Below are 21,399 nucleotides of genomic sequence, written 5' to 3' on the forward strand. Positions count from 1 at the left end.
GTCGGGCCCAACTCGGTCGTTCAAGGACATCGGTCCTTCCGAGCGATCAGCCGAGGCTGCCGAAGCCGGCTGTGTCGCGCGTCCAGGCGAGGGCCTGCTCGCTGAGGCTGATGCCGAGGCCGGGGCGGGTCGGCACGCGCATCCGCCCGTCCGTCAACTCCAGGCGCTCGTTGAACAGAGGCTCCAGCCACTCGAAATGCTCCACCCAGGGCTCCCGCTGCATGGCGGCGGCGAGGTGGATGTGCAGTTCCATCGAGAAGTGCGGGGCGATCGTCATGCCAGCGAACTCGGCGAGCGTCGCCACCTTCAGGAACGGCGTGATGCCACCCACGCGCGGGGCATCCGGCATCAGGAAGTCCGCGCCGTTCTGTCGGATGAAGTCCCAATGCTCTGACACGCTCGTCAGCATCTCGCCGGTGGCGATCGGCGTGTCGAGGGCAGCGGCCAGGGCCGCATGGCCGGCGGCGTCGTAGCAATCCAGCGGCTCCTCGATCCAGATCAGGTTGAACCGCTCGAAGATCCGGCCCATCCGCATGGCGGTCGGACGATCCCATTGCTGGTTGGCATCGACCATCAGGGGGAAGGCCTCGCCCAGGTGCTCCCGGACGCGGGAGACCCGCTCGATGTCGAGCGCCCAATCCGGCTGCCCCACCTTCAGCTTGATGCCACCGATGCCTCTTTCGCGGGAGCGGTCGGTGTTGACCAGGAGCTCCTCCAGGGGGGTGTGCAGGAAGCCGCCGGAGGTGTTGTAGCAGCGCACGCTGTCGCGCTGCGCCCCGAGAAGCTTGGCGAGCGAGAGACCCGCCCGCCGCGCCTTCAGGTCCCACAGGGCCACATCGAAGGCGCCGATCGCCTGGACGGCAAGGCCGCTGCGCCCGACCGAGGCGCCCGCCCAGGCGAGCTTGTCCCAGGCCTTGGCGATGTCGCTCGGATCCTCGCCCAGAAGCGCCGGGGCGATCTCCCGGGCATGGGCGAACTGCCCCGGCCCGCCGGCCCGCTTGGAATAGCTGATCCCCAGTCCCCGATGGCCGTCCCCGGTCTCGACCTCGCAGAACAGGATCGCGATCTCGGTCATCGGCTTCTGGCGGCCGGTCAGCACCTTGGCGTCGCTGATCGGCGTCTTGAGCGGCAGATAGACCGAGCGCAGGCGGATGCCGGTGACGGTGTCCTGAGCCATGATGTCCTCCAAAAGCGGGATGGGGCGTTCAGGCCCGGGCAGTGCCGATGCCGCGCGGCAGGGCGGTCCCGGCATCCGGAGCGCCCTCATCGCTGCGGATGTCCAGGCGGTTCAGCGGCCCCACGATGACGAGGTAGGAGAGGGCGCCGATCAGCGCGACCACGCCGATGTAGACGAGGGCGAGGTCGAAGGAGCCCATCTCCTTGACGATGATGCCGATGGCGAGCGGCGTGACGATGCTGGCGAGGTTGCCGCACAGATTGAAGATGCCGCCGCTGACGCCCATGATCTGCTTAGGCGACACGTCACCGACGATGCACCAGCCGAGGTTGCCGATGCCCTTGGCGAAGAAGGCGACGCTCATCACCACGATCACGAACACGTCGGACGGGACGTAGTTGGCGAGCACGATCGTCGAGGAGAACAGCAGCCCCACGATGATCGGCAGCTTGCGCGCCGCCGTCAGGCTGAAGCCGCGCCGGAGCATCCAGTCCGACCACAGGCCACCGGCCAACCCGCCGAGGAAGCCGCAGATCGCCGGGATCGCCGCCACAAGGCCGACCTTGAGGATCGACATGCCCCGCGCTTCGAGCAGGTAGGTCGGGAACCACGTCAGAAAGAACCACGTGATCGTGGTGAGGCAGAATTGGCCGATATAGATGCCGATCATCATGCGGTTGCTGACGAGAGCCTTGACCTCGGACCAGCGGATGCGGTCGCGCGTGTCGCCCATGTTGGGCAGGCCACCGCCGGCCTCGATGTAGTCAAGCTCGCCCTGGTTCACGCCCTGATGGTGGCGCGGCTCGTGGACGTAGAGCAGCCACACGACACCCAGCACGATGCCGACGCCGCCGGCCCCGTAGAAGATCGCCTGCCAGCTATGGGCGTGCAGGATCCACGTCATGATCGGCGTGAAGACGGCCAGCGCGAAATACTGAGCCGACTGGAAGATCGCGGTCGCGAAGGCGCGTTCCTGGGTGGGGAACCACATCACGGTCAGGCGGCTGTTGGCCGGAAAGGCCGGCGATTCCGCGATGCCCATGAGGAAGCGCAGGGCGAACAGCGCCAGGAAGGTGAACGAGACGGCGTGGACGAGGCCCTGCATCATCGTGAAGGCCGACCACAGGATCAGGCCGATGCCGTAGACGAGGCGGGCGCCGTACTTGTCGAGCACCCAGCCGCCCGGGATCTGCATCGCCGTGTAGGCCCAGCCGAAGGCCGAGAAGGCGAGGCCCATCGTGATCGCGTCGAAGCCGAATTCCGTCCGCATCGACGAGGCGGCGACCGACAGGGTCGCCCGATCGACGTAGTTGAAGGTCGTTGCGAGGAAGATCAGGGCCAGAATGACGTATCTGACATGGGTCTTCTTCAGCACTTGCCCTGCCTGAGCCACGGCGATCCTCCGATATCGAGGCCCGTCTCGCTGCTCACGGAGCAACGGCAGCCTTCGTTCAGCGCGGACCGTGGAACAGAGCCATTTCCGTGTCCAAGATCATTCCTGGATCGATCGATGCGCCATCGGCATCAATGCTGGGAGCAGTCCGCAGACGCGTGGTTTCCAGTTGCTGTCGAACGGCCGATATTTGCGGATGCACGCCGAGAGCGGCCAGTCCGTTTTCCACCCGTCCCGGACATGACCAAGGCGAAGCTGATCTGGCTCAGACTCCGAAGCCTCAATCCACGGCGAGCCGGTAGCCCACCCCGCGCACCGTCTGCAGGAAGACCGGGTTGGCGGAATCGACCTCGGTCTTGCGGCGCAGGCGGTTGATCTGCACGTCGACCGTGCGCTCCGCCGCCGCGCCCCCGGGACCCGCAAGCTGCTCGCGCTCCACGTTGGCGCCGCCGGCCAGCGCCAGGATGGTCAGGATCTCGCGCTCGCGCTCGGTGATGCGGATCAGCTCGTCATCCCGGCGCAGCTCGCCCCGGTCGATCCGGAACGCGAAGGGCCCGAAGGTCACCGTCTCGGGCGCCGCCTCGCGGGGGCGCACGCCGCGCTTGATGATGTTGGTGAGCCGGAGCGTCAGCTCCCGGGGCTCGAAGGGTTTGGGCAGGTAGTCGTCGGCCCCGATCTCCAGGCCCATCACCCGGTCGTTCGGGTTGGAGCGGGCGGTGAGCATCAGGATCGGCACCCGGGAGGTCTCGCGCACGCTGCGGGCGTAATCGAAGCCGTTCTCGCCCGGCATCATCACGTCGAGCACCATGGCGTCGAACACCACGCTCTGCGCCCGGGCCCGGGCCTCGGCGGCGCTCGCCGCTGCGGTGACCCGGAATCCCTGGTCGGTCAGGTAGCGGGCGAGCAATTCGCGCAGGCGGCGGTCGTCGTCCACCACGAGGACGTGCGGGGCCTCGTCGGGCAGGTCGGCCCGGGGGGGATGGCTCATGCGCCGCCCCCGCTGGAGCCGTTCCCGATCACATCGCGAACGGCTCTCAGTCCTTGTTGTGCCGCGCCCTCTTGCGCCGAACCGGCATCCCCTTCGGCGGAGCGCGCGCGGGCCCCGCGCCGCGCCATCAGGCGCTGGACTGCCGGCCGGTCCTCGGGCTCGATCATCGCCATCAGAAAGTCCTCCGGCGAGCCTCGGGAATCCGGCGCGGCCAGCGCGCGGGCGAGGCGGCGCGCCTGGACGCGGGTCAGGTCCGATGCCAGCTCCGCGCCCGAGGCCGTGCAGTACAGGAGGCGCTGGCGCCGGTCGCTCGAGCCCGGCTTCTGCGCCACGTAGCCTTGCCCGATCAGGTCCTTGAGCACCCGGTTGAGACTTTGCTTGGTGATCCGCAGGATGTCGAGGAGTTCGGCGATGGTCAGGCCCGGATAGCGGTCGACGAAATGCAGCACCCGGTGATGCGCCCGGCCGAAGCCGTAGGCCGCCAGGATCCGGTCCGGGTCGCCCACGAAGTCGCGATAGGCGAAGAACAGGAGCTCGATCAGGTCGTCGCTGCCGAGGGCGGCCGTCGCGGCGTCCGGGACGGGGTTCGCCGCGAACGTCTCCGCGAAGGTGTCCTGGCGCGGGGCTGTCCGTGTCACGGCGCGGCCGCTCCCAACGGGTGATAGGTCAGTCCCCGTGACGTTTCTCAAGGCGGCCCGACTGCGTCAACCCTGGCGGTCTCGCCGACGGGACGGTTGCCGGCCCTCCGTCCGCTCCGCTACGCAGGGGCGTCGGGGCAACGGGAGCGGTCGGACGCATGGCGCAAGCAGCTGGACCGGCACCAAGCCGCCTGTGGATCCGCAACCCGCTCGCCATCCTGGCCGCGGGCGCCGGGGGCGGAATCGTGGTGGAGGGCACCCGGATCGTCGAGCACGTGGCGGCGGGCGCCCGGCCCACCGGCCCGGTGGACGAGACCTTCGACGCGTCGCGCCACGTGGTGATCCCGGGGCTGATCAACACCCACCACCACGCCTTCCAGACGCTGACCCGCGCCCATCCGATCGCGATCAACAAGCCGCTCTTCCCCTGGCTGAAGGCGCTCTACACGGTCTGGGGGCGGATCACCCCGGAGGCGTTCCGGCTCGCCACACGGGTCGCCTATACCGAGCTGCTGCTCTCCGGCTGCACCACGGTGGGGGACCACCACTACCTGTTCCCGAAGGGGCTGGAGGATTCGGTCGACGTCCAGGTGGACGAGGCCCGGGCGCTCGGCATCCGCGCCTTCGTGACCCGCGGCTCGATGAGCCTGTCCGACCGGGAGGGCGGCCTGCCGCCCCAGGCGCTGACCCAGGACGACGACACGATCCTGGCCGATTCCGAGCGGGTGCTGAACCTGTTCCACGACCCCGCCCCCGGCGCGATGGTGCAGATCGGGCTCGCCCCCTGCTCGCCCTTCGCGGTGACCAAGCGCCTGATGCGCGAGAGTGCGGATCTGGCCGCCCGGCACGGAGCCCGCCTGCACACCCATCTCGGCGAGACGCTCGACGAGGATGATTACTGCCAGTCGATGTTCCAGTGCCGGCCGGTGGAATATCTGGAGGAGGTCGGCTGGCTGAACGACCGGGTCTGGCTCGCTCACGGCATCCATTTCAACGATGCCGAGGTCGCGCGGCTCGGCAAGGCGGGGGTCGGCGTGTGCCATTGCCCGACCTCCAACATGACCCTGGCGTCGGGCCGCTGCCGCACCTGCGAGCTGGAGGTGGCGGGGTCCCCCGTGGGTCTCGGGGTCGATGGCTCGGCCTCGAACGACAGCTCGAACCTGATGGAGGGCGTGCGCCACGCGGTGATGTTGAGCCGGCTCACCTATGGCGCGGAGGCGGTGACGCATCTCGACGCGCTCCGCTGGGCGAGCGAGGGGTCTGCGGCGTGCCTGGGCCGCTCGGACATTGGGAAGATCGAGCCGGGGCGGGAGGCGGATCTTGCGCTGTTCACCCTGGACGACTTACGCTTCTCCGGCGCCCACGATCCGCTGGCGGCCCTGGTCCTGTGCGGCGCCCACCGGGCCGACCGGGTGATGGTGGCGGGGCGCTGGCGGGTGATCGACGGGCAGCCGGTGGGGGTCGATGTCGGTCGCCTGCGCGAGGACCATTCCCGGCTGGCGGTGGCGCTGTTCGGGGGCGCCTAAGTCCTGGTTTCAAAAGGTCTTCGATCTTTTGCGGGTGCAGGGCAGAGCCCTGCGGACGGTCGCGGTTGCTCGGACCGGAAGTTTGTAGTAACGTTTCTACAAAAGCTGTTCGATCTTATCTGAGCCTTGAGCATGGCGGTCACCACTCTCACGAGCCGAGAATTCAATCAGGATACGGGTCGCGCCAAGAAAGCAGCGGCCGATGGACCCGTCTTCATCACCGATCGCGGCAAGCCGGCCCATGTCCTACTCAGCATTGCCGAGTACCAGCGACTGACAGGACAGCAGCCCAGTATCATCGAAGCTTTAGGGTGGCCGGCCGGTATCGAGGATGTCGAGATCGAGTTTCCGCGTTCCGACGATCTTCCCAGGGCGGCCGACTTCTCCTGATGTTCCTGCTCGACACCAACGTCGTTTCGGAGCTGCGCAAGGCGCGGACCGGCAGGGCTGATCCACGGGTCACGGCCTGGGCGAGCACGACACCGGCGAGCGATCTTTTCCTCTCGGTGATCGTCATCCAGGAATTGGAGATCGGGATCCTGCAGGTCGAACGGAGGGATACGGCTCAAGCCGCGCTCCTGCGCGCGTGGCTGGAGGATCATGTCCTGCCGACCTTCTCCGATCGCCTCCTGCCCGTCGACGCAGCCGTCGCCCGTCGCAGCGCACGCCTGCATGTTCCGGATCCCCGACCCTACCGCGATGGTTTGATGGCCGCTACGGCGCTCGTCCGAGGCATGACGGTGGTAACCCGCAACGTCGCCGACTTCGCGACGACCGGTGTGTCCCTGCTGAACCCTTGGGAGCGTTCCGCGCGGCCTTGAGCCAACCTTGGCAAGGCCGCGCGCGCCTCTCAGAACAGCCCGTCGATCTGCCCGTTGGCGTCCAGCCGGATGGTGTCGGCGGCGGGCACCCGGGGCAGGCCCGGCATGGTCATGATCTCCCCGCAGATCGCCACCACGAAGCCTGCGCCGGCCGAGAGCCGGACATCACGCACGCCCACGATATGCCCCTCTGGCGCGCCCATCAGGGTCGGGTCGGTGGAGAACGAGTACTGGGTCTTGGCCATGCAGATCGGCAGGTGGCCGTAGCCGTCCTTCTCGAAGGTGGCGAGCTTGCCGGCGGCCTTGGTCTCGATCTGGATGTCGGCGGCGCCGTACAGCTTGGTGGCGATCGCCCGGATCTTGTCGGTGAGGCGGCTCTCGGTCTCGTAGGCGTGGCGGATCGGCGCCGGCTCGGCCTGGCTGAGCTTCACCACCGCGCGGGCCAGCTCCTCGGCGCCGGCGCCGCCCTCGGCCCAGTGGCGGCAGGTGATCGCCTCAACGTCGAGGCGCTCGCGGCACAGCGCCTTGAGCTTGGCGTGCTCGGCGTCGGTGTCGGCGTAGAAGTGGTTGACGCCGACCACCACCGGCAGGCCGAAGCCGCGCAGGTTGGTGACGTGCCGGGCGAGGTTGGCAAAGCCCTTCTCCAGGGCGTCGATGTTCTCACTGCCGAGGTTCTTCTTGTCGACGCCGCCATGCATCTTGAGGGCGCGGATGGTCGCCACCACCACGACCGCCGAGGGTGTCAGGCCCGCCTGCCGACACTTGATGTCCAGGAATTTTTCCGCGCCGAGGTCGGCGCCGAAGCCGGCTTCCGTCACCGTGTAGTCGGCGAGCCGCAGGCCGGCCCGGGTGGCGATCACCGAGTTGCAGCCATGGGCGATGTTGGCGAAGGGGCCGCCATGGATCAGCGCCGGGTTGCCCTCGAGCGTCTGCACGAGGTTCGGCTGCAGGGCGTCCTTGAGCAGCACCGTCATGGCGCCGGTCGCCTTCACGTCCTTGAGGGTGACCAGCTTGCGGTCGCGGGTCTCGGCGATGACGATCCGGCCGAGGCGCTCCTCCAGGTCGGCGAGGTCCTTGGCGAGGCAGAACACCGCCATCACCTCGGAGGCCACCGTGATGTCGAACCCGTCCTCGCGCGGAAACCCGTTGGCGACGCCGCCGAGCGACTGGGTGATCTGGCGGAGCGCCCGGTCGTTCATGTCGACCACCCGGCGCCAGTGGATGCGGCGGACGTCGATGTTGAGCTCGTTCGCCCAGTAGACGTGGTTATCGATCAGCGCGGCCGCGAGGCTGTGGGCCGCCGTGATGGCGTGGAAGTCGCCGGTGAAGTGCAGGTTGATCTGCTCCATCGGCACGACCTGCGCCTTGCCGCCGCCGGCCGCGCCGCCCTTCATGCCGAAGCACGGCCCGAGCGAGGGCTCGCGCAGGCAGATCATGGTCTTCTCACCGATTCGGTTCAGGGCGTCGCCGAGGCCCACCGTCGTAGTGGTCTTGCCCTCGCCCGCGGGCGTCGGGGAGATCGCGGTGACCAGCACGAGCTTGCCGGGCGTCCGGCTCTCCAGCCCGGCGATGTAGCCGTGGTCGATCTTGGCGATGTGCTTGCCGTAATGGTGGAGCGCGTCATCCGGGATGCCGAGCGTCTCGGCGACCTGGGCGATCGGCTTCAGGGTCGCGGCGCGGGCGATCTCGATATCTGACGGCATGGGCGTTCCCTCCCTGAATCACGGGCCCGGAGCCCGCCGCCGGCTGTTGCCGTGCGGATGTCCACCCGTGCGGGCGGCCGCCCGCGAACGGCTGCGCACTGTGCGTCAAACGAATGGGAAATGCGCGTCGATTTTTATGAGGTGGCGGACAAAACAAGTTTTTTGGTCCGCAGGCTGGAGTGGGCATGGAGAGCGCCACCGGGATGGCTTTCCTTCCCACGCCCTCATCCTGAGATGCCGGCTGGAGGCCTCGAAGGAGCCCTCCAGCCGGCACTGTGATCCCTGGAGGGCGCCTTCGAGGCCCGCTGACGCGGGCACCTCAGGATGAGGGTTTGGATGGGATCAGCTCGGCTCACCCCCCCGATTTCTTGGCCTTGTCGGCGGCGCCCGGCGCCTCGTGGGGCTGCGGCGCGCCCTTCGGGAGTTCCGGGTTCTCGGCGTTGTGCGGGGCGGCCACCGGGGCCGGCACCGTCTCGGCGGTGGCGGTCGGCTTCTCGATCTCGGGTAGGCCGTCCTTCAGCTTCGCGTTGATCTGCGCGAGGTCGTCCGGCTCGGGGTTCAGGTCCTTGGCGTGCTGCCACTGGAACTTGCCCTCCAGACGCCGGCCCGCGCGCCAGTAGGCGTCGCCCAGGTGGTCGTTGATGGTCGGGTCGCCGGGCTTCAGCTCGACGGCCTTCTCCAGCTCGCGCACCGCGTCGTCCCAGCGGCCGAGCCGGTAATAGGCCCAGCCGAGGCTGTCGACGATCATGCCGTCGCGCGGGCTGGCATCGACCGCCTGCTGCAGCAGCTTGAACGCCTCGTCGATGTTGGTGTTCTGGTCGACCCAGGAATAGCCGAGGTAGTTCATCACCTGCGCCTTGGCGGCCGGCTGGCTGGCCGGCACCAGGGCCAGCGCCTTCTTCAGGTCGGCCTCGGCCTTCGGCCATTGCTTGGCGCGCTCGTAGGCGGTGCCGCGGAAGTAATAGGTCGTCCAGTAATTGGCCTGCGGCCGGTTGCCGATCAGGTCGATGGCACGGGTGTAGGTGGCCGCCGCCTCCTCGTATTTCTTGCGGGCGCGCTGGACGTTGCCGAGGGCGGTGATCACGTCGATGTCGTCGGGATGCGCCTTCATGGTGGCGTCGAGGTGCTCCAGCGCCTCGTCGCCCTTGCCCATCTGCTCCAGGTTCAGGCCGACTTGGATGTCGGCGTTGAGCTTGAGCGGGGAATTGGCCGGGATCTGCGCGTAGGCCTCGTTGGCGCGCTCCGGCTGCTTCATCCGGTCGAGCGTGTCGGCCAGCGTCAGCCGGGCCAGCGCATGGTCGGGGGCGAGGTAGAGGGCGAGCCGCAGGTAGATCACGGCGGGCAACTCGTCGCCCTGCGTGGAGCCGGCCGAGCCCAGCCCGTACAGCACCTCGGCGGCACCCTCCTGGGCGTTGGCGATCAGCCGCGTGAGGGGCTTGCCCTCCTTCAGCTTGTCGAGGGCGTCGCGCACCAGCGGGTGGCGGGGCGAGAGCTGGTCGAAATCCGAATAGGCCTGGATGGCGAGGTCGGTGCGGCCGAGGCTGGCCTCCAGGCGCGCGTAGGCATCGACGATGCGCAGGGTGTTGTGGTCGGCGTCATAGGCCGCCTTGAGGCGCCGCTCCGCCTCGGCGTTGTCGCCGGTCACCGAGGCGATCAGGCCGGCATGGTAGTCGCGGAAGGTGTTGTAGTAGCGCTCGCCGCGGAGCTTGTTGACGGTCTCCAGCGCCTTCTTGCCGTCACCGGCGCCGGCATACGACCAGGCGGTCAGCAGCGTGGCGGTCAGATCCGTCGCCGCGCCGCGGCCGCTCCGCGAAAAGTTCTGGCGGGCGGCAGCCCATTGGCCGGCCTTGATCTGACGCACCCCGAGGGAGAGGTTGGCGAGCCCGTTGGTCGGATCGCGGGCGATCAGCTTCTCGGCGGTGCGGAACGCGTCCGGCAGGGCGCCGTCGGCCAGGAGCGAGATGAAGGCGCGCTCGACGAGTTCGGCGTTGCGCGGGTCGGCCTTCACGGCCTCCCGGTAGAAGGTGGCGGCCGCCGCCGTGTCCCGGGCCGCACCCGCGATGTAGGCGGAGAGGAAATTGCCCTCCAGCGAATCCGCGGGCTCGTAGTCGAGCACCGGGGTCGATTCCTTCGGCTGCGCGGCCAGCACGGTCTGCGGCAGACCGGCGGCGAGCAGCAGGGCGAGCGCCGAGACGCTCCGGCGGGCGCGGGATGTCATCATGAACCGATCGCGGCTCCTGGGCGCCGGCCAGCCAAGGGGCCGGGCGCGAGAATGGCGGGTTATCCCCGGAAAAGCGCCGGGGACACTGAACCCATCCCGCCAGCCCCGCAAGGCGAAAGGATGGCGCGGGGGCGGCGGAGCGCAGCGTCTGCCTTCCCGTCATCGCGAGCGCAGCGAAGACGGGTGCCTCGGCTCCTCAGCCGAGGGCCCCCTCACATATTCGGATAGTTCGGCCCGCCCGGCCCCTCCGGGGTCACCCAGTCGATGTTCTGGTTCGGATCCTTGATGTCACACGTCTTGCAGTGGACGCAGTTCTGCGCGTTGATCTGGTAGCGGACCCCGTCGCTGGCGGAGGCATCCTCGACCCACTCGTAGACGCCGGCCGGGCAGTAGCGGCCCGAGGGTCCACCGTAGACGTCGTGCTCGGAGCGTTTCTGCAGCTCCATGTCCCGCACCTTGAGGTGGGGCGGCTGGTCCTCCTCGTGGTTGGTGTTCGACATGTAGACCGAGGACAGCCGGTCGAAGGTCAGCTTGCCGTCGGGCTTCGGGTAGACGATCGGCGTCACCTCGGCGAGCGGCTTGAGGCAGGCATGGTCCGGCTTGCCGTGACCGAGCGTCCCGAACGGCGAGGCGCCGAGGATGCTCGTCGCCCACATGTCGATCCCGCCGAGCCCCACGCCCACCAGAGTGCCGTACTTGGACCAGAGCGGCTTGACGTTGCGCACCGCCTTCAAGTCCTGCCCGATCGGGCTCTCGCGCCAGCCGGCCTCGTAGGCGGTGAGTTCGTCGCCCGCGCGGCCCGCCTTCAGGGCGTCCGCGATGGCGTCGGCCGCCTGCATGCCGGACAGGATCGCGTTGTGCGAGCCCTTGATCCGCGGCACGTTCACGAACCCCGCCGAGCAGCCGACGAGGCACCCGCCCGGGAAGACCAGCTTGGGCACGGATTGCCAGCCGCCCTCCATGATGGCCCGCGCCCCGTAGCCGATGCGCTTGGCCCCCTCGAAGGTCTCGGCGATCATCGGGTGGGTCTTGAACCGCTGGAACTCCTCGAACGGCGACAGGGTCGGGTTCTCGTAATTCAGGTGCGTGACGAAGCCGACCGAGAGCAGGTGGTCGTCGAAATGGTAGAGCCAGGAGCCGCCGCCGGCCTTATTGGGGAGCGGCCAGCCCATCGTGTGCTGCACGAGGCCGGGCTCGAACTTGCCGGGGGCGAGCTGCCAGAGCTCCTTCACGCCGAGCCCATACTTGAAGTGGTCGCTGTGCCGGTTGAGTTCGAACCGCTGGATCAGCCCCTTGGTGAGGTTGCCCCGGGCGCCCTCGCCGAACACCGTGTACTTGCCGCGCAATTCCATGCCGCGGGTGTAGTCGTCCCGCGGCTCGCCCGACTTGCCGATGCCGAGATCGCCCGTGGCGATGCCCGCCACCGCGCCGTTCGCGTCGAACAGCACCTCGGAGGCCGGGAAGCCCGGATAGATCTCGACGCCGAGCGCCTCGGCCTGGGCGCCGAGATACTTGCAGGTGTTGGACAGCGAGCCGACGAAATTGCCGTGGTTCGACATGAGCTTGGGGAAGAACACGTTCGGCAGGGTGATGCCGCTGTTCTTGGTGAGCATCATGAACTCGTCGCGCTGAACCTCGGTCTTCAGCGGACGCTCCGGATCCTGGCGCCACTCGGGCAGCAGGCGATCCAGGCCGATCGGGTCGATCACCGCCCCCGACAGGATGTGGGCGCCGACCTCCGAGCCCTTCTCGACGACGACGACGGAGATGTCCTCGCCGATCTCGGCGGCGCGCTGCTTCAGGCGGATCGCGGTGGCGAGGCCGGCGGGGCCTGCGCCCACCACGACCACGTCGAAATCCATGCTCTCGCGTTCGGGCAGCGCCATCCTCGCCTCTCCGTGTTCTTGTCTCAGGGTCGTCGCGGCAACCCTCGTGATGCCGTCTCAAGCGATTCCAAGCTAGAAAGGCAAGGTGCCGACGCTCAAGCTCAAGGCAAAGTTCCCGTTGCCGCAGGGTGCGAACCACGTGACGCGGTGTTCGGAAGATCCCACCCGCGCCCTCATCCTGAGGTGCCCGCGCCAGCGGGCCTCGAAGGAGCCCTCCGGAAGGCACTGCGATCCCTGGAGTCCTCCTTCGAGGCCTCCGCTGTGCTCCGGCACCTCAGGATGAGGGCGCGGGTGGGACGATGATCGCTGTATCCCGGGTCGTGAAGACCGCGCTATTCGGTCACGCAAGTCCTTGCTACCCGAAGCGATTCCGCGCGTTGTCCACAGGCCCCGGCGATCCCACATGACAGATCACATGCCGAGTCCCTCCGACGCGCAAGCCGACCTGATCGCCTATCTCGACTTCCACGTGGAGGCCGGTGCCGACGCGGCCCTCGACGAGCACCCCCACGACCGTTTCAGCGAGGCCGACACGCCGGCGCCCACCCTGCGCGCGCCGCGCCGGGCGCCCCCCCGGATCGCGGAATCGTCCGCCACTCCGGTTGCCAACACCCTCGTGCCCCCCCCAGGCTCGGCTCCGCCCCCAGCCTCGTCCTCCGCTGCGCCCCGGACCTTCGGCCGCGCCGCCAGCGCCCAACCCGACGAGGCGGCCTCCGACGCCCGCGCCCGCGCCCGGCAGGCCAAGAGTCTCGATGAGCTGGAGCGCATCCTCGCCGATTTCGACGCCTGCCCGCTGCGCTTCACGGCAAAAAACCTCGTCTTCGCCGACGGCAATCCGGAGGCCCGGGTGATGTTTCTCGGCGAGGCGCCGGGCGCCGATGAGGACCGGATTGGCAAGCCGTTCATGGGCCGCTCGGGCCAGCTCCTCGACAAGATGATGAAGGCGATCGGGCTCGACCGGACGAGCGCCTATATCGGCAACATCGTGCCCTGGCGGCCGCCCGGCAACCGCAACCCGACCCCCCAGGAGGTGGCGGTGTGCCGGCCCTTCGTGGAGCGGCAGATCGAGCTGGTCGATCCCGACATCATCGTCTGCCTCGGCGCCCCCGCGACCCAGACGCTGACCGGCTCCAAGGACGGCATCCTGCGGACCCGCGGCCGGCTGTTTCCGTACAAGCTGCCGAATCGCGAGGTGAAGCTGCTCGCGACGCTGCACCCGGCCTTCCTGCTGCGCCAGCCGGTGCAGAAGCGCCTAGCGTGGCGCGATTTCCGCGCCCTGCGCGCCCTCATCGACGGGAAAGCTTGACCGCGTAAGCGGAACCGGCTCTCCCCTCCCGCCATTAGAGCTTCGTTCCCGCCGGCGGTTCGCCGCCGTCCGGACAGGACGACGCACGACACCTTGCGTCCCGCCCGCGGCGGCCGGCGCAGCAGCATCGATGGCGGGACCCACCATGCGCTGGGAAGATCTACGCAGCTCCGACAATGTCGAGGATCGCCGGGGCGAAGGCGGCGGTGGCGGCATGGGCTTTCCCGGCGGCGGCGCCGGCGGGCTCGGCATCGGCACCATCGTGGTGCTGCTGATCATCAGCTACTTCACGGGGATCAACCCGGCGATCCTGATCGGCGGCGCCGAGCGGATCGGCGGCGGTCACAGCCAGCAGGAACAGCCCGCCGATCCGCAGACGCAGGCGAAGCGCCGCCAAGCGCCCACCGACGACAGCGGCCGGTTCGCGTCGAAGATCCTGGGCAACACCGAGGACGTGTGGAGCCAGATCCTGCCGCAGCAGACCGGCAAGCAGTACACCCCGACGACCCTGGTGCTCTATACCGGCGGGACCCGCTCGGGCTGCGGCTCGGCCCAGGCCGCGATGGGCCCGTTCTACTGCCCGCTCGACAAGAAAGTTTATCTGGATACCGGCTTCTTCAAGGAGATGGCCTCGAAGTTCGGCGTGAAGGGTGATTTCGCCTACGCCTACGTGATCGCCCATGAGGTCGGCCACCACGTCCAGGACGTGCTCGGCATCCTCGGCAAGGTCCAGGCCCGCCAGCAGCAGGCCTCGAGCAAGACCGAAGCGAACGCCCTGTCGGTGCGCATCGAGCTGATGGCCGATTGCCTCGCCGGCGTCTGGGCCAAGAACTCCAACGACAAGTATGCCGAGCTGGATCAGGGCGACATCGACGAGGCCCTGAACGCCGCCGCCCAGATCGGCGACGACGCGCTGCAGCGGCGCTCGCAGGGCTACGTGGTGCCGGATTCCTTCACCCACGGCTCCTCGGCCCAGCGCCAGCGCTGGTTCACGGCCGGCTACAAGAGCGGCCAGACCAAGGCGTGCGACACGTTCCGGACGGCGGGGAACTGAGGCCGCTTGAAAAGCGGTTTTTGCAAGCGCAGCCCGTCCAGGATCGAGCGCGGATCCCCTCTCCCGTGCGGGAGAGGTCTGCTCTCGCAGAAAGCCGGGTGAGGGATGAGAACGCTCCGGATAAGGCGCGGCCTGTCGGCGCTCCGGCGGTGTGCTCGATCCTGAACCGTCTCGACCCTCACCCCAACCCTCTCCCGCACGGGAGAGGGAGCATGTCGAGTTCTGCAGTCCGCGTCGCTGCGCTGCCCCGGTGTGCACATCAGACCCGCCTCGGGGGCGGGGCCATCCAGGATCAGCGAGCCGCGATCCCCTCGATCAGCGCCTTGTTGAACCCCTCCGGATCGGACATCTGCGGCGCGTGGCCGAGCTCGGGGAACTCCACGAGCCGTGCCCCCGGAATCGCCTGCGCGGCCGCCTTCCCCAGCTCAGGATAGTGTCCGAGGCTCGCCCGCACCTCCGGCGGGGCGAGATCCTTGCCGATCGCCGTGTTGTCCTTCTGGCCGATCATCAGCAGCGTCGGCACCGCGATCTGGGGGAAGCGGTAGACCACCGGCTCGGTGACGATCATGTCGTAGACGAGCGCCGAATCCCAGGCGACCGCCTCCTTGCCGGGGCCGTTGTTCAGCCCGGCCAGCATCGTCACCCAGGGCTCGTAGCGCGCCTCCCAGCGGCCGGCATAGTAGGTCGCCGTCTCGTAGGCGCGGATCGACTCCGCCGAGACCTTCAGCTCGCGCTGATACCATTGCGCCAGGGAGATCGGCGGCAGGCCCTTGGCGCTCCAATCCTCGAGGCCGACCGGATTGACCAGCACGAGCTGGTCCACATCCTTCGGGTAGAGCAGGGCGTAATGCGCGGCCAGCATGCCGCCGGTCGAATGGCCGACCAGGATCGGGTGCTCCACCCCGAGCTGCGCCAGCAGCGCGTGCGTGTTCTCGGCGAGCTGCCGGAAGGTGAACTGGTAGGCCGCTGGCTTGCTCGACTTGCAGAAGCCGATCTGATCGGGTGCGATCACCCGGTAACCGGCCGCATTCAGCGCGCGGATCTGGCTCTCCCAGGTGGCGGCGCAGAAGTTCTTCCCGTGGAGCAGCACGACGGTGCGGCCGTTCGGCGCCTCGGCCGGCACGTCCAGATAGGCCATCTGGAGCGCCTGACGCTGCGAGGGAAACGTGAAGCGCTGCACCGGGAACGGATAGGCGAACCCCTCCAGTTCCGGGCCGTAGGCCGGGGTGGCGACCCGGTCCGCCGCCACCGCCGGGGCGAGGGTGACCGCGCTGAGGAGCACGCCAGCGAGGATGGATCGGAGCATGGGCCGGAGCCTGTGTGCCAGCGGCGTGAGGCGCCGCGCCGCCGGCACAGATCGGGCATCCGGTGCGTGCTGTCTACGCTCCGGGCGGGCCTTAGGCCGCTTCCGGCCGCGCCACCACGGCCCTCTCGCGCTTGGCGTACCAGACGTCGGACAGCGAGAACGGTTCGAACCGGCGCTCGTACCCGGTCCGCGCCATGAGCTCGGCAAGGGTCGCGCTCTGCTGCGGATCGGCGTTGGCGACGCTGAGCAGCGTCACATCGTGTTGCGAGAAATCGAAGCGCTCCAGGATGTCGAGCGTATCGTCCTCGGCATTGATGCTCATGTAGTCGATCGTGCGCGGCGCCTGCGCGGCCTGCAGGAAGCTGCGCAGCGTGATGGTCTCGACCTCGTACCGCTTTCCGCCCCGGCGCACGCCCACGGCAGCCCCCGCCGCCGGATCCTCGGAACTCGCCGTGTCGTTGAACAGGATCTTCAGGCCATCGTCGGTATAGATGAACTTGTTCGTGACATAGCACGTCCGGCTGCCGCGCAGCGCCTCGTGCCGGCTGCGTGCCGGCTCCGCGATGGCGCCCTGCCAGCCGTAGAGCGTCTCGAGCAGCTGGGTGGTGCTGGCGCCCCGGCCATCCGCGGCACCGAACTCGACGAAGTAACCGTTCCGCTCCTCCCCGAGCTCGAACAGAACCCAGAGGTCCTGCAGGAGCGGCGCCGTTGAGAGGGCCGCGCGCCGGGCCGCGAAGGTGAGGAAGTCGATCGATTCGGCGTAAGCCTCCTGGCCCGGACCGACGAGGCTCTTGATCTCCGCGATCGATCCTTCAAGCGTGTCCCGGACGCTCAAGACCGATCTGAAGACGATTCCAAGCTCATTTTCCACGATCCAACTCCTCTACACACCCGTCCTTGCGATCAGCGCGCACGGAACCTTTTCGGCCGACACTCATCGATCCGCGTGGCATTCTGCCCATCCCGCCCGCCCTCGACCCGGACGAACCGCGGATCAACGGCAGCGGATGAGAAATATTTACGCCGACAGAACTCGTAAAAACCAAACTTCATCGACAAAAATCTGAATTTCTCTCGGTATTCTGGCCAAAATTGAAAGCAATCATCGGTACATTTTCGGAAAACTGTGCGGTAATTCGTTCGTCTTACGGCCAAGCCTACGATGATCCTTTGCAAACGATTTGGAACGAGTCAATGACATCGGCCACGAAAACGATCTTAACGTTTGCTCTTCTCGCCGGCCTCAGCACAGCTTCGGCCCACGCCGCGGATGCCTGCGACGCGCTCGCCGCCCAGGTGATCCGATCCACCGGCGCGTCGCTCGCCGGCCGGGCCGGGCCCTACGCGGTGTTCCGCGCGGAGGACGCGGAGCGGATGAGCCTCGATTGCCGGAAGCCGGCCCGGATCACTGTGGCCTCCCGGGACCGGGAACCATCCCGGGCCTATTTCACCCTGATCGGCCGCGCGGCGCGGGCGCTCGCCGGAGCGGATGCCGCCGCCGCCGAGGTGCTGGCGCTCAACCTGCATCAGGCGAGCCTCCTCGCGAACGCCCCGCGCCGCGGGGGCACCGGTCGTACCGTGATGCTGTGCGAGACCGGACCGCGGACCGATGCCCTGAGCGAGGATCTCACGGTCTGTCGGGTCGCGCCCCGCGCCGGGCTTTCGCGGATCCGCCGTGCGGGCTAGACCGCGCCCATGTCGAATCCCGAGATCCCCGGTCCGATCGTCCAAGTCGGTGCCGCCCGCTTCGCCAACCACCTGCCGCTCGCGCTGATCGCCGGCCCATGCCAGCTGGAGGGGCGCAACCATGCCCTCGAGATCGCGGCCGCGCTGAAGGAAATGACGGCGCGCGCCGGGATCGGCCTCGTGTTCAAGACCTCGTTCGACAAGGCCAACCGCACCTCGGGCAGCGCGGCGCGCGGGGTCGGCCTGGACGAGGCGCTGCCGGTCTTCGCGGAGATCCGCGAGTCCCTGGGCCTGCCGGTGCTGACCGACGTGCACGCCGCCGAGCAATGCGCCCGGGCCGCCGAGGCCGTGGACGTGCTCCAGATCCCGGCCTTCCTGTGCCGCCAGACCGACCTGCTCCTGGCCGCCGCCGCGACGGGGCGGGCGGTCAACATCAAGAAGGGCCAGTTCCTGGCGCCCTGGGACATGAAGCACGTCGCCGCCAAGGTGACGCAGGCCGGCAACCCCAACGTCATCGTCACCGAGCGGGGCGCCTCCTTCGGCTACAACACGCTCGTCTCGGACATGCGCAGCCTGCCGATCATGGCGCAGGTGACGGGTGGCGCGCCGGTGGTGTTCGATGCGACCCATTCCGTGCAGCAGCCGGGCGGCCAGGGCGCAAGCTCCGGCGGGCAGCGGGAATTCGTCGCCGTGCTGGCCCGGGCCGCCGTGGCGGTCGGGGTGGCGGGCGTGTTCATCGAGACCCATCCCGATCCCGACCGGGCCCCCTCCGACGGTCCCAATATGGTGGCGCTGAAGCACATGCCGGCGCTTCTCGACGAGCTGATGGCCTTCGACAGGCTGGCCAAGGCCCGCGCCGCGTAAACGGGGTTTCCAGAGGGCAGGCCCTTTGGTGGGTTGTCAGGGCGAAGCCCTGACGGTCTCGGGCGTAGCCCGACACCGGACAACGTCCGGCACCAGGGCTCCGCCCTGGCCCCGCGAAAGGGCTCGCCCTTTCGAAACCCCGATCAGGCCGGCTCCAGCACGTGGATCCGCAGGGGCTGGACAAGGCCGTAGCGGCCGTCGGCCTCGCGCTCCGCCGCCGTCTCGAAGGCGGCCTCCACGACGGGGCGGCGGGCCTCGATCGCCGCCGCGCGGGCGGGATCCACGGTGCAGACCCGCTTCAGGAACGCAGCGAGATCAGCGAAGCTCTCGCGCCGCTCGACCGTGACATCGCGGCGGCAGGCGAGCGTGCCACGGGCGAGGGCGGCCGCGATCGCATCCTGTGCGGCCGCGCGCACCGCGGTCTCGTCCTCGATGGGTTGCAGGGCCTCGAAGAAGCTGCCCGACGCGAGGGGCTCCACCACGACGAGGCATCCGCCGGGGACCAGCACGCGGGCCGCCTCGACCAGGGCGGCCGCGGGGTCGGGCACGTGATGCAGGGCGTTGAGCAGGACGGCCCCCTCGAAGCTGGCATCGGGGAAGGGCAGGGCCTCGCCCGAGGCATTCTCGAACCGCGCCCCCGGCACCGCGGCCCGGGCCTGTTCGAGGGCCGCGGCACCCGGATCGATCCCGGTCACCGCCGCACCGTCCTCGCTCAGCCGCTTGGAAAGGGTTCCGGGGCCGCATCCGATATCGAGGATCCGCTTGCCGGACAGGGGCGCGAAGGTCTCGCGGATCAGGGTCAGGGCATCCATTCGGCAATCCTCCACGGCCGTGAACATAGGGGCGGCCCCTCGGGGAGGCGACCGCAGCGCGCGAGGAACGGACGCCCCGATCCGGAAAATCTTCGCAAGGTTTCAGATCGGCCGACGCTGGCAACGGTCACGCTGCGCACGCAGCCTGGCGCGTCGCGCATGATGAACCGCGATTCATAAAACCGACGGCGTGCGGATCCGCACGCCAAGACCTGTGAGAACTTGGAACTGTCCCGGGGTGACTACGTTATTGGGCAGGTTCGATCGAGGATCGAGAAGGAACATCATGCGCAAGATCGGTATCATCGCCACCGCCGCCGCCCTGGCCCTCGGCAGCGTTGCCGCCACGTCCAGCGCCGAGGCCCGTCCCTACGGCTACCATGGCGGCTACGGCGGCTATGGCCACGGCTACTACCGCGGTCGTCGCGGCATCGGCACCGGCGCCGCCATCGGCCTCGGCATTGCCGGCCTCGCGGCGGGCGCCATCGCCGCCGGCGCGGCGCGCGATAGCTACTACGGCAACGGCTACGGCTACGCCCCGTCCTACGGCTACGGCTACGCCCCGGTTTACGGCGGCTACGGCTATGCCAACCCGGGCTACGGCTACTACGGCTACGGCTACTAATATCTAAGATCCGAACGGATCGGGGCGACCGGCGCAGGCCGGTCGCCCTTTTTCGTGCCTCTTGCGAGGATCTAAGGACCCGCAACCTGTACTTGAATTCCTATTTCGCGATTGCCTTCCGCAATGCAGTGCGACATCCTGTCCCCGAGCCATCGACTGTCGGGGGGCGGAAGGTGCCGATCATCGCTGTCATTGTCGGCGCGATCCTGTCCGGGCTGGTCTACTGGTTCAAGTACGGCGACGGCATGGCACAGATCGACCGTGCCCTGACCGATCGGCGCAATGCCAAGCTTCGTGCGAGGAACGAGGCGGCTTTTCGGGCCGCACCGGTGCGTTCGATTCGAAACCCCATCGATGCCGCCGGCGTCCTGATGTACCTTGTCGCCCTCGCGCGCGGCATACCGACCCCCGAGCAGGAGGTGGCGATCGAGGCCGAGTTGCGCGCGATCGTGCCACCGGGCGACGATCTGGCGACGCGACTGGTCTATATCCGCCACGCCGCCCATCAGGTCGCGGATGCCGACACGGCCCTCGGCCATCTGGCGCCGTTGCTGCGCGAAAAGCTCACCGCTTCCGAGCGGGCCGACCTCGAACGGATGCTCGGCACTGTCGCGGCAATCCATCAGGGGCCGATTCCCGCGCAGGAAAGCCTTCTGGCCCGCACGACGCGCAGCCTGCGTCAGACCGACTGATGCGTCGGCCCGGGATCATCGCGATCGACGAGGTCATGCGGGCGCTGAACCGGTCGCCGGGCGACCCCGCGGCTCGAAGCCCGGATCGTCACCGGCCGCGATAGGGCGGCACGCCGGGATCGGGCAACCACGCGTTCTTCGGCAGCTCACCCGTCTGCCAGAACACGTCGATCGGGATGCCGCCGCGCGGATACCAGTATCCGCCGATGCGCAGATAGCGCGGCGCCAGCAGGTCCCGCAGCCGCTTGCCGATCGCCACCGTGCAATCCTCATGGAACGCGCCGTGGTTGCGGAACGAACCGAGGTAGAGCTTCAGCGACTTCGACTCCACGAGCCAGTCGCCCGGTACGTAGTCGATCACCAGGATGGCGAAGTCGGGCTGCCCGGTCACCGGACAGATCGAGGTGAATTCGGGCGCGGTGAACCGGGCTACGTAGTCCGTATCCGGGTGCGGGTTCGGCACCCGGTCGAGGCGCGCCTCCTCGGGGGAGGACGGGACAGGCGTCGGCTGGCCGAGCTGCAGATCGCTGGAGGTCGTCATAGCCCGCATATAAAGCGCGCCGCCGCCGGGCGCATCCATCCGGTCCGCGGCGATTTTTCCGGAGGACGCAAGGTGGCTCCGGCGCTTGCCGCCGGACGCGGCTTGACGGATAAGCCGCCGCGATGCGCCGCACCCCTGATTTGAGTGCGGTCGCCGACCC

At 68.6% G+C, this 21,399-nt stretch carries 20 protein-coding genes; 9 read left to right on the forward strand and 11 right to left on the reverse strand.

Features of this window, described 5'->3' with window-relative positions; all coding sequences use genetic code 11:
• Positions 1 to 46 precede the first annotated feature (46 nt).
• The 4 genes from MKK88_RS23920 to MKK88_RS23935 all read right to left on the reverse strand — a co-directional run bounded on the left by MKK88_RS23920 (position 47) and on the right by MKK88_RS23935 (position 4,196).
• The gene (locus MKK88_RS23920) at positions 47 to 1,177 is read right to left on the reverse strand and encodes an L-talarate/galactarate dehydratase (protein ID WP_244004180.1); all 1,131 of its coding nucleotides are present in this window, start codon (positions 1,175 to 1,177) and stop codon (positions 47 to 49) included.
• A gap of 28 nt (positions 1,178 to 1,205) precedes the next feature.
• Positions 1,206 to 2,570, reverse strand: a complete 1,365-nt coding sequence (locus tag MKK88_RS23925) for an MFS transporter (protein ID WP_313902344.1) — start codon at positions 2,568 to 2,570, stop codon at positions 1,206 to 1,208.
• A 280-nt stretch (positions 2,571 to 2,850) separates the two neighbouring features.
• Positions 2,851 to 3,558 (reverse strand): response regulator, encoded by a 708-nt coding sequence (locus tag MKK88_RS23930; protein ID WP_244004182.1) that lies wholly within the window; start codon positions 3,556 to 3,558, stop codon positions 2,851 to 2,853.
• Positions 3,555 to 4,196, reverse strand: coding sequence for a MarR family winged helix-turn-helix transcriptional regulator (locus tag MKK88_RS23935; RefSeq protein ID WP_409566700.1), 642 nt, complete (start codon positions 4,194 to 4,196; stop codon positions 3,555 to 3,557). The genes MKK88_RS23930 and MKK88_RS23935 overlap by 4 nt, the downstream gene beginning before the upstream one ends.
• Before the next feature lie 158 nt (positions 4,197 to 4,354).
• Here MKK88_RS23935 and MKK88_RS23940 point away from each other — a divergent pair, with 158 nt between their 5' ends.
• From MKK88_RS23940 to MKK88_RS23950, 3 genes are all read left to right on the forward strand, one after another.
• Entirely contained in the window at positions 4,355 to 5,722 is a 1,368-nt protein-coding gene (locus MKK88_RS23940) for an 8-oxoguanine deaminase (protein WP_244004184.1), read from the forward strand.
• A gap of 132 nt (positions 5,723 to 5,854) precedes the next feature.
• Positions 5,855 to 6,112 carry a type II toxin-antitoxin system Phd/YefM family antitoxin gene (locus MKK88_RS23945; RefSeq protein WP_244004186.1) on the forward strand — a complete coding sequence of 86 codons (258 nt, stop codon included), beginning with the start codon at positions 5,855 to 5,857 and terminating at the stop codon, positions 6,110 to 6,112.
• The gene (locus MKK88_RS23950) at positions 6,112 to 6,543 is read left to right on the forward strand and encodes a type II toxin-antitoxin system VapC family toxin (RefSeq protein ID WP_244004188.1); all 432 of its coding nucleotides are present in this window, start codon (positions 6,112 to 6,114) and stop codon (positions 6,541 to 6,543) included. The genes MKK88_RS23945 and MKK88_RS23950 overlap by 1 nt, the downstream gene beginning before the upstream one ends.
• A gap of 29 nt (positions 6,544 to 6,572) precedes the next feature.
• Here the strand turns inward: MKK88_RS23950 and MKK88_RS23955 are convergent, their stop codons facing one another.
• From MKK88_RS23955 to MKK88_RS23965, 3 genes are all read right to left on the reverse strand, one after another.
• Positions 6,573 to 8,246: a formate--tetrahydrofolate ligase gene (locus MKK88_RS23955; protein ID WP_244004190.1), complete on the reverse strand. Its 1,674-nt coding sequence runs from the start codon at positions 8,244 to 8,246 to the stop codon at positions 6,573 to 6,575.
• Between the two features lie 352 nt (positions 8,247 to 8,598).
• Entirely contained in the window at positions 8,599 to 10,467 is a 1,869-nt protein-coding gene (locus MKK88_RS23960) for a tetratricopeptide repeat protein (RefSeq protein ID WP_244004192.1), read from the reverse strand.
• A gap of 212 nt (positions 10,468 to 10,679) precedes the next feature.
• Positions 10,680 to 12,353: an electron transfer flavoprotein-ubiquinone oxidoreductase gene (locus MKK88_RS23965; protein ID WP_244004194.1), complete on the reverse strand. Its 1,674-nt coding sequence runs from the start codon at positions 12,351 to 12,353 to the stop codon at positions 10,680 to 10,682.
• 415 nt (positions 12,354 to 12,768) lie between these two features.
• Between MKK88_RS23965 and MKK88_RS23970 the strand changes: the two genes are divergently transcribed.
• On the forward strand, positions 12,769 to 13,659 hold the full coding sequence (locus tag MKK88_RS23970) for a uracil-DNA glycosylase family protein (protein ID WP_244004195.1): 891 nt from the start codon (positions 12,769 to 12,771) through the stop codon (positions 13,657 to 13,659).
• A gap of 145 nt (positions 13,660 to 13,804) precedes the next feature.
• Positions 13,805 to 14,713 (forward strand): neutral zinc metallopeptidase, encoded by a 909-nt coding sequence (locus tag MKK88_RS23975; RefSeq protein WP_244004272.1) that lies wholly within the window; start codon positions 13,805 to 13,807, stop codon positions 14,711 to 14,713.
• A 292-nt stretch (positions 14,714 to 15,005) separates the two neighbouring features.
• On the opposite strand, the gene MKK88_RS23980 is transcribed toward MKK88_RS23975, so the two are convergent.
• Complete coding sequence (locus MKK88_RS23980; protein ID WP_244004198.1) at positions 15,006 to 16,019, reverse strand: alpha/beta fold hydrolase; 1,014 nt, start codon at positions 16,017 to 16,019, stop codon at positions 15,006 to 15,008.
• Positions 16,020 to 16,110: 91 nt separating this feature from the next.
• Positions 16,111 to 16,854 carry an FkbM family methyltransferase gene (locus MKK88_RS23985; RefSeq protein WP_244004200.1) on the reverse strand — a complete coding sequence of 248 codons (744 nt, stop codon included), beginning with the start codon at positions 16,852 to 16,854 and terminating at the stop codon, positions 16,111 to 16,113.
• Between the two features lie 359 nt (positions 16,855 to 17,213).
• On the opposite strand from MKK88_RS23985, the gene MKK88_RS23990 reads away from it, so the two are divergent.
• Both MKK88_RS23990 and kdsA read left to right on the forward strand, forming a co-directional pair.
• On the forward strand, positions 17,214 to 17,705 hold the full coding sequence (locus MKK88_RS23990) for a hypothetical protein (protein ID WP_244004202.1): 492 nt from the start codon (positions 17,214 to 17,216) through the stop codon (positions 17,703 to 17,705).
• Positions 17,706 to 17,714: 9 nt separating this feature from the next.
• Positions 17,715 to 18,569, forward strand: coding sequence for a 3-deoxy-8-phosphooctulonate synthase (gene kdsA / locus MKK88_RS23995; RefSeq protein ID WP_244004204.1), 855 nt, complete (start codon positions 17,715 to 17,717; stop codon positions 18,567 to 18,569).
• 143 nt (positions 18,570 to 18,712) lie between these two features.
• Here kdsA and MKK88_RS24000 read toward each other — a convergent pair whose 3' ends face one another.
• On the reverse strand, positions 18,713 to 19,381 hold the full coding sequence (locus MKK88_RS24000) for a class I SAM-dependent methyltransferase (protein ID WP_244004206.1): 669 nt from the start codon (positions 19,379 to 19,381) through the stop codon (positions 18,713 to 18,715).
• A gap of 286 nt (positions 19,382 to 19,667) precedes the next feature.
• Here MKK88_RS24000 and MKK88_RS24005 point away from each other — a divergent pair, with 286 nt between their 5' ends.
• Together MKK88_RS24005 and MKK88_RS24010 are read left to right on the forward strand one after the other, a co-directional pair.
• Positions 19,668 to 20,006: a hypothetical protein gene (locus MKK88_RS24005; RefSeq protein WP_244004208.1), complete on the forward strand. Its 339-nt coding sequence runs from the start codon at positions 19,668 to 19,670 to the stop codon at positions 20,004 to 20,006.
• A 173-nt stretch (positions 20,007 to 20,179) separates the two neighbouring features.
• On the forward strand, positions 20,180 to 20,698 hold the full coding sequence (locus MKK88_RS24010; protein ID WP_244004210.1) for a hypothetical protein: 519 nt from the start codon (positions 20,180 to 20,182) through the stop codon (positions 20,696 to 20,698).
• Positions 20,699 to 20,786: 88 nt separating this feature from the next.
• Here MKK88_RS24010 and queF read toward each other — a convergent pair whose 3' ends face one another.
• Positions 20,787 to 21,239: a preQ(1) synthase gene (gene queF / locus MKK88_RS24015; protein ID WP_409566701.1), complete on the reverse strand. Its 453-nt coding sequence runs from the start codon at positions 21,237 to 21,239 to the stop codon at positions 20,787 to 20,789.
• Between the last annotated feature and the right edge of the window lie 160 nt (positions 21,240 to 21,399).

The organism is Methylobacterium sp. E-005 (assembly GCF_022829725.1).
Lineage (GTDB): Bacteria > Pseudomonadota > Alphaproteobacteria > Rhizobiales > Beijerinckiaceae > Methylobacterium.